Here is a 7,105-nt window from a genome sequence, read left to right as displayed (position 1 = left end):
TGGCATAATGGCGAATTGTAATACAACTGATGGATTCTCAGAGGGGAGTATGGACACGGTAAGAGTTTCGCCCAAATATCAGATCGTGATTCCCAGCAAGATCCGTGAGCGGCTTGCCATTCGGCCCGGGCAGCGGATGCGGATGATCCTCTACGACAATCGGGTGGAGATGGTGCCGATAAGACCTATGGAGACGGCTCGCGGCTTCCTGAAGGGGATAGACACGAGCGTGGAGCGGGAGCCAGACCGCCTATGAACATCGTGGACTCAAGCGGGTGGTTGGAGTACTTCGCGGACGGGCCGAACGCCGATTTCTTCGCGCCCGCCATAGAGGCGGTATCCGAACTGATCGTGCCGACGCTGAGTTTGTATGAGGTGTTCAAGCGGGTGCTGCAACAACGCGGGGAGGGAGAGGCGCTACAGGCGGCCGCGGTGATGATGGAAGGGCAGGTCGTGGAACTCACCGCGGAGGTCGCGTTGGAGGCGGCGCGGATATCGGCCGACACGGGCCTGCCGATGGCGAACAGCGTGATGCTGGCCACGGCGCGGGCCCACGGCGCGGAGTTGTGGACGGAGGACGCGCCCTTCGCGGGCATAGCGGGGGTGCGATACGTAGCGAAGGCATAGAGTGGGCATGGAGCACAAGCACATACCTGGACTCGGTCAGGTTAAATTGCGTCCCATAACGTTCGGGGCAGTTATCAAGGCTTATGAGTTAGCCGAGGATGCCCAAGCAGCTCAGGCAGCCGATGTCTTTGCCAACTCTGTGCTCTCTAGCATGCTCCACGAGCCCCATACGACCCCAGAGGACATAGATAGACTGCCTACCGAGTCTCTGTCGGTTTTGATCGAGTGGGCTGTTGAGTATCTGCAGATTCGCGATCATTTCAACGAGACTCCGGCAGATCTTCCGATACGCGAGAGGTTCTTTAGAGCCCTCTCCGCACATGAGAAGGAGATGACCGAGCAACTAAAGGATACAGTGGACCGACAGGTCCAAACTTTCAAAGCATCGTGGGAGTCGCTTGCCGCTTCGCTCCGCTCGATGGAGCCAATGGCCCCGCTGCGGGAGCAAATCGTTGCTGCTCTGTCCAAACCCGTCGTCCCTTTGGCCACAGTTGGCTACCTGTCCTTGTCCACTGCCGCCCTGATTGCATCTCAGGACATCATAGAAAAGCTGGTTGGTCTCGCAGAGTCTGCGCTCGTAACACAAGAAGCGCTGAGCAAACAGATCCAAGACCTAACTCGCGAGTTTGATGCTCGCACTCGCCGCACATTTGCGGACCTGGCTGCCGTTGCCATCGCGTTCCAGCAAACCATCCCGCTGATCATTTCTAGGAACCTGCTTTCTTGGCTTGAGAGTAATCGGGATGCAGCGGAGGCTTTCAACGCAGCCGGCTGGCCTATTGCGCCCTCAATGCCTATCGCACTGAGAGATCAAGTAGCTAGATTACACAGGAACGGCAAGACGCGCTATGTGAGCAGAACAATAATCGCATACTACCACCGAAGCAAGTACGAGAAGCTCACTGAGGCAGTGGAGTCCTGGGAGGACCACCCGCTGTTCGCTTCACGAATGCACATACTGCGGGACGCTCTGGCCGCGCATCGCCAGCGCAAGTACACGCTCTCGGTCCCTACGCTGTTGCCACAGATAGAGGGTGTGCTAAATGACTACGTGACAGCCAACCAGCTCGTCGCAAGGATTGGCAAGATTGAGGAAGTGTACAGAGCAGCGGTAGGTGACCCAGACGCCTATGACTTGGCTAGATGGGCGATTGCTACTACCGTTCTATACCAACTTCAAACCAGTACCTACGTCTTTACGGACTTCAAGCGGGAATTGAAGAAATCAGCTTGCCGAAGGCAGGTGACGCGGCACACCGTTTTGCATGGCATAGCGGTGAGATACGACAGGCCGGTTCATTCGCTCAAGGCTTTCCTGCTCCTTGATGCCCTTTCGGCGCTGCAGGAGTACAATTAGCACGGTACACGTGACGCATAACGCGGACGGACTGGCTACTAGCACCCTCCGGCACTCGGGCATGTGGAGCAGTCGCAGGCGCCATTCTGGAGCACGCGGCGACGCTCGCCTTGCATGAACCCTGCGCCTAACATCCTCTCACTTGGCGCCCTCAACGCCTCTGCCCGCACCTACACGCATCATAGGGGGAACCGATCGCGCCCCATCGGGCTGCGGCATCCCGAGTGTTGCCCAGAGATGCTCCTACCCCCTCCCCCGCTGAAGGTGCACCAGCAGCGCGGCGATGTCGGCGGGGTTGACCCCCGACAGGCGCGACGCCTGCCCCACCGTCGCAGGCCGCGCCCGCGCCAGTTTCTCCTTCGCCTCGTTGCGCAGGCCCATTAGCGCCGCGTAGTCCAGGTCGGCGGGGATGCGCATCTCCTCCAGGCGGCGGGCGCGCTCCACCTGCTCCCGCTGCCGCTCTATGTACCCCGCGTACTTCGCCTCAATCTCCACCTGCTCGCGCGTGTGCATGTCCAGCGGCGCGGGCGGCGGGCAGACTTCGGCCACCACGTCGTACCGCACCTCGGGCCTGCTCAAGAACAGGAGCGCGTTGACGCCATCCGTCAGCGGCTCCAGACCGTGGCGCGCCAGGATGGCGTTGGTCTCGGCGTCGGGGCGAAGGTAGGTGGCCCGCAGGCGCGCCAGTTCGTCGCGGATGGCCGCCTTCTGCGCCAGGCGGCGGTCGTACTCCTCCCGTGAGATGAGGCCGCACTCGTAGGCCACGTCGGCCAGGCGCAATTCGGCGTTGTCCTGCCGCAACAGCAGGCGATATTCGGCCCGTGAGGTCATCAGGCGATACGGCTCGTCAATCTCTTTGGTGATGAGGTCGTCTATCATCACGCCGATGTACGCCTCGTCGCGGCGCAGGATGATGGGCGGCTTGCCCTGCACCTTGCGCGCCGCGTTGATGCCTGCGATGATGCCCTGCCCCGCGGCCTCCTCGTACCCCGACGTGCCGTTGATCTGTCCCGCCAGGAACAGCCCCTCCACGAGTTTCGTCTCCAGCGACGGCAAAATCTGGTCGGGGGGCACGTGGTCGTACTCTATGGCGTAGCCCGCGCGCATGATTTCGGCGTTGCGCAGCGCGGGGATGGAGTGGAGCATGGCCCGCTGCACGTCCTCGGGCATGGACGTGAAGAACCCCTGCACGTACACCTCGGCCGTGAGGAACCCCTCGGGCTCCAGGAAGATCTGATGCGCCTCCTTATGCGCGAAGCGGACGATCTTCTCCTCAATAGACGGGCAGTAGCGCGGGCCTGCGCCCTCTATGAACCCCGCCGCGATGGGCGAGCGGTGCAGGTTCTCGCGCACGATGCGGTGCGTCTCGGCGTTGGTGTACACGAGATAGCACGGCAACTGCGTCCGCCACTCCGTCTGCCGCGGGATGGGATAGACGGGGTTCGGCGGCGGCAGGGGAATCTCCACCGGATTGGGGTCGCGGCGGCGGCTGAAGTAGAGCGGGGCTTCGGAGCCGATCTGCGGCGTGGTCTGGGCGAAGTCAATCGTGCGGGCGTCCACGCGGGGCGGGGTGTTGGTCTGCAATCGCTTCAGGCGGAAGCCCAGGTCGCGCAGGCTGGCCGACAGGCCCACGGCGGGGAATTCGCCCGCGCGCCCCGCGGGGTGGCTCCACTCGCCGCTGAGGATGCGCCCTGCCAGGAACGTGCCGGTGGTCAGCACCACCGCGCGCCCGTAGTACAATTGGCCGGTGGCCGTCGCCACGCCGCGCACGCGCCCCTTTTCCACCAGCAGGCGCTCGGCGACGGCCTGCTTGAGGTGCAGGTGGGGCGTGGCCTCCAGCGTCAGTTTCATCGCCAGTGAGTAGAGGCGCTTGTCGGTCTGGGCGCGCAGGGCCTGCACCGCCGGCCCTTTGGACGAGTTGAGCAGGCGAATCTGGATGAAGGTACGGTCGGTGTTGCGGCCCATCTCGCCGCCCAGCGCGTCAACCTCGCGCACCAGGTGGCCCTTGGCGGGGCCGCCCACGCTGGGATTGCACGGCATCTGCGCGATGAGGTCCAGGTTCATGGTGAGCAGGAGCGTGCGGCAGCCCATGCGCGCCGCCGCCAGCGCCGCCTCGCAGCCGGCATGTCCTGCCCCGACCACGATCACGTCGTACATCTCTTGCATGCAAACAAGTATAGACATCTTCGGCGGCGCGGCAAACAGGGGAAGGCGCTGCGAGCGGCCTGTTCGCGCCCGCACAGCGCCCACGCGCCCTGCGTTATGTTATCAGAAGGAACCGTTTGGCAAACTGCGCCAGGTGCGCTATAAACGCGGCGGGGGAAGCGCCTTGTTTCCTCTCAAAGGAGGCCAAAATGAAACGTGCCCCCAGCGGGGCAAGCGGAGACCACAGAGATTTACCCCGAAATCTCCGCGTTCTCGCCGGTCTCTGCGGTGAGAATCTCGTAAGCACGTAGGGCAGGTTCCCATACCTGCCCCGGCCCCTCTGCCCCCGGCGGCTGTGGGAACCGCGAATCCACGCGAATTGGGGTAAACGCAATCCACGAATAACACGAATGAGGTAACCGCTAACCGCGAATCCGCGCAAATCGGGTTCTGGGGACGGGACTGTTCGGATGCTGTCGCGCCCTTTTGACCAGCCGGGCGTGTTGGCTTATACTAATTGTGTCATTGTCTCTTTCCATATTTTCGGGCACGTTGAACCTGCGGTAAGGCAGGCGTGTACACCCATCAGAGGGCGGTGAACAGAAGCCCGTTGGCGCGCGTTGGGCGGAACCCCGCGCCCGCGGCCGCCGTCTCTGGGGTGAGCGGCGCGAATCGCCGCCGAGGAGCGCAGTGAGATCACGGTTTCGGCTCAAGGAAGGCTGGAGCACCTATTTCCTGCTCCTGATCATACACATGCTCGCCGTCTGGGCGCTGAGCGCGGCCGAATGGGCCGACGGCCTCGGACTCCTCATTTGGGTCGTGCTCGTGGCGGTAACCCTGGGCATGCTCCTGGCCAAGCAGCGCTGGCTACCCGGCGTCGTCTCACACATCTTCGCCACCGTCGTCGGCCTGGCATGGACGGTTTTCCTCGTGAGCCACATCCTGCCCGGCGCGATGCCCGTGAAAGAGCGCATGCTGGCCCTGGTGTACCGGTTCATGGCGTGGCTGGACGTGGCGCTGGGGCAAGGCGTGAGCGGCGACGGCGTGATCTTCGTGCTCCAACTGGGCGTTCTCCTGTGGCTGGCCGCGTACCTGGGCACGTGGTTCACCTTCCGCAGGCATCAGGTGTGGGCCGCCATCATCCCCGTGGGCCTGGTCATCCTCATCAACTCATTGTACGCGCCCAGCGGCGTGGGCATCTACTTCGTCTTGTACCTGTTCTGCGCGCTCCTGCTCATCGTGCGGGTGCACGTGCTGGCCGAGCAGACGCGCTGGCAGGCGAACCGCATCGCCTTCTCGCCCGACATCGCCTGGGATTTCCTGCGTGACGGCATGATCCTGTCCCTGGTGATCGTCCTGTCGGCGTTGTTCCTGCCCAACGCGTTGGCCAGCCCGAGGTGGAGCGACATCTGGGACACGTTCTCACGCCCCTGGCAGCGGGTGCAGGACGAATGGGCGCGCCTGTACTCCAGCCTGCGGTCGCAGCAGGCGCAGGAAGGCATATCCTTCGGTCGGGCGCTGGCCCTGGGCGGACCGGTGCGGCTGAGCGACACGCCGTTCATGGTGGTGGAATCCCCTCGGCCGCTGTACTGGCGCGCCGCCGTGTACGACGAGTACACGGGGCGCGGCTGGGTCAACTCGGACCGCTTCTCGGCCACCTGGCCCGCCCGCGAGTACTGGCCCGTGCCGACCTTTGACTCGGCCCAGGAGATCACGCAGACGGTGAAGCCGTTGCAGTCGGGCGAGTTCCGCGTGTATGCGGCGGGCCAGCCCATCTGGGCCGACATCCCCGTGGCGGCCGACGTAACGTATGTGGGCATGAGCCGCGGCGGGGGCATGATCACGGGCCTGGCGGAACCCTCTAGCATCCGCGCGCTCCGCGCCGTGTCCCCGAGCGCGGGCTACACGGTCATCTCGTCCGTGCCCACCGTCAGCGAGCGGCGGCTCCGCGACGCCGGTACGAATTACCCCACCTACGTGCTGGAGCGGTACCTGGACCTGCCCGCGACGCTGCCCTCGCGAGTGGCGGACCTGGCCCGCGAGATCACGGCGAGCGCCAACACGCCCTACGAGGCGTGCGTGGCCATAGAACGCTACCTGCGGCGCGAGTACCGATACGACCAGTCGGTGGAAGCCCCGCCACCGGGCGCCGACGCGGTGGATCATTTCCTGTTCGTGAGCAAGGCAGGCTATTGCGACTACTACGCCTCGGCCATGGTCGTGATGCTTCGCACCATCGGCATCCCCGCCCGCATTGCGGCGGGCTACACCAGCGGCGGATGGGATCCCAACCGTCGGGGCTATGTGGTCCTGTACTCGGACGCGCATTCCTGGCCCGAAGTGTTCTTCCCCAACTACGGGTGGATTCCCTTTGAACCCACGGCCTCGGAACCCCTCATCGTCCGCCCGTCGGATGAACCGCAGGGCCTCGCCGGCATCGGCATCGTGCCTCCGACCCTGCGCGAGGACGAGGAAGAGGCGAAGTTCGGCGCGGACGAGTTGGCAGGCACAGACGAAACAGGCGCGACAACGCCCTCCGCGTCCGAGACGGCCCTACGTGGGTGGCGCGCCGTGGCCCTGGGCGCTGGCGTGCTGGCGCTCCTCGCGGGCCTGGGCGCGGCGCTCTGGGGGGCCCTCGCCGTCCGAAGGATGAAGCCGGCCGAGAGGCTGTTCGCGCTCCTCGTATGGCTGGCGCGGCTGGCGGGCGTGCGGAAAGGCGACAGCGAAACGCCGCGCGAGTTCGCCGTGCGCCTGGCGCGCACCATCGGCGGGTGCGAACCCGAAGCCCTGTTCTTCGCCGACCTGTACTATCAGGAACGCTTCAGCGCCCGCAAGGCCGCGCCGGTGGACAGGGACGCCATTCGTCGCTCCTGGGCTTCCCTCCGACGGCACATCCTGGCGTATCGGTGGCGGCGGCTGCGCCTGGCCCTGACGCCCAAACCGCGCGTTGTCCGCGTGCCCATCACGCGATGGTGA

At 64.5% G+C, this 7,105-nt stretch carries 5 protein-coding genes; 4 read left to right on the top strand and 1 reads right to left on the bottom strand.

The features are described 5' to 3' along the window. Positions 1–49: 49 nt before the first annotated feature. Genes H5T65_04485 through H5T65_04475 form a run of 3 tightly spaced genes read left to right on the top strand, consistent with a single transcriptional unit; the run spans position 50 to position 1,984 of the window. Positions 50–256 carry an AbrB/MazE/SpoVT family DNA-binding domain-containing protein gene (locus tag H5T65_04485; protein MBC7258482.1) on the top strand — a complete coding sequence of 69 codons (207 nt, stop codon included), beginning with the start codon at positions 50–52 and terminating at the stop codon, positions 254–256. Continuing rightward, positions 253–627: a type II toxin-antitoxin system VapC family toxin gene (locus H5T65_04480; GenBank protein ID MBC7258481.1), complete on the top strand. Its 375-nt coding sequence runs from the start codon at positions 253–255 to the stop codon at positions 625–627. The genes H5T65_04485 and H5T65_04480 overlap by 4 nt, the downstream gene beginning before the upstream one ends. A gap of 7 nt (positions 628–634) precedes the next feature. Further along, the gene (locus tag H5T65_04475) at positions 635–1,984 is read left to right on the top strand and encodes a hypothetical protein (protein ID MBC7258480.1); all 1,350 of its coding nucleotides are present in this window, start codon (positions 635–637) and stop codon (positions 1,982–1,984) included. A 243-nt stretch (positions 1,985–2,227) separates the two neighbouring features. Here H5T65_04475 and mnmG read toward each other — a convergent pair whose 3' ends face one another. After that, entirely contained in the window at positions 2,228–4,150 is a 1,923-nt protein-coding gene (gene mnmG / locus H5T65_04470; protein MBC7258479.1) for a tRNA uridine-5-carboxymethylaminomethyl(34) synthesis enzyme MnmG, read from the bottom strand. A gap of 669 nt (positions 4,151–4,819) precedes the next feature. On the opposite strand from mnmG, the gene H5T65_04465 reads away from it, so the two are divergent. Next, entirely contained in the window at positions 4,820–7,105 is a 2,286-nt protein-coding gene (locus H5T65_04465) for a transglutaminase domain-containing protein (GenBank protein MBC7258478.1), read from the top strand.

It is taken from the genome of Chloroflexota bacterium (assembly GCA_014360805.1).
Taxonomy (GTDB): Bacteria; Chloroflexota; Anaerolineae; order DTLA01; family DTLA01; genus DTLA01.
Note: the sequence above shows the minus strand (reverse complement) of the source record. Positions and strands in the feature narration are given on the sequence as shown.

Coding starts and splice junctions, on each gene's coding strand:
- H5T65_04485 (MBC7258482.1), top strand. CDS start 50: ATGGACACGGTAAGAGTTTCGCCCAAATATCAGATCGTGATTCCCAGC.
- H5T65_04480 (MBC7258481.1), top strand. CDS start 253: ATGAACATCGTGGACTCAAGCGGGTGGTTGGAGTACTTCGCGGACGGG.
- H5T65_04475 (MBC7258480.1), top strand. CDS start 635: ATGGAGCACAAGCACATACCTGGACTCGGTCAGGTTAAATTGCGTCCC.
- mnmG (MBC7258479.1), bottom strand. CDS start 4,150: ATGCAAGAGATGTACGACGTGATCGTGGTCGGGGCAGGACATGCCGGC.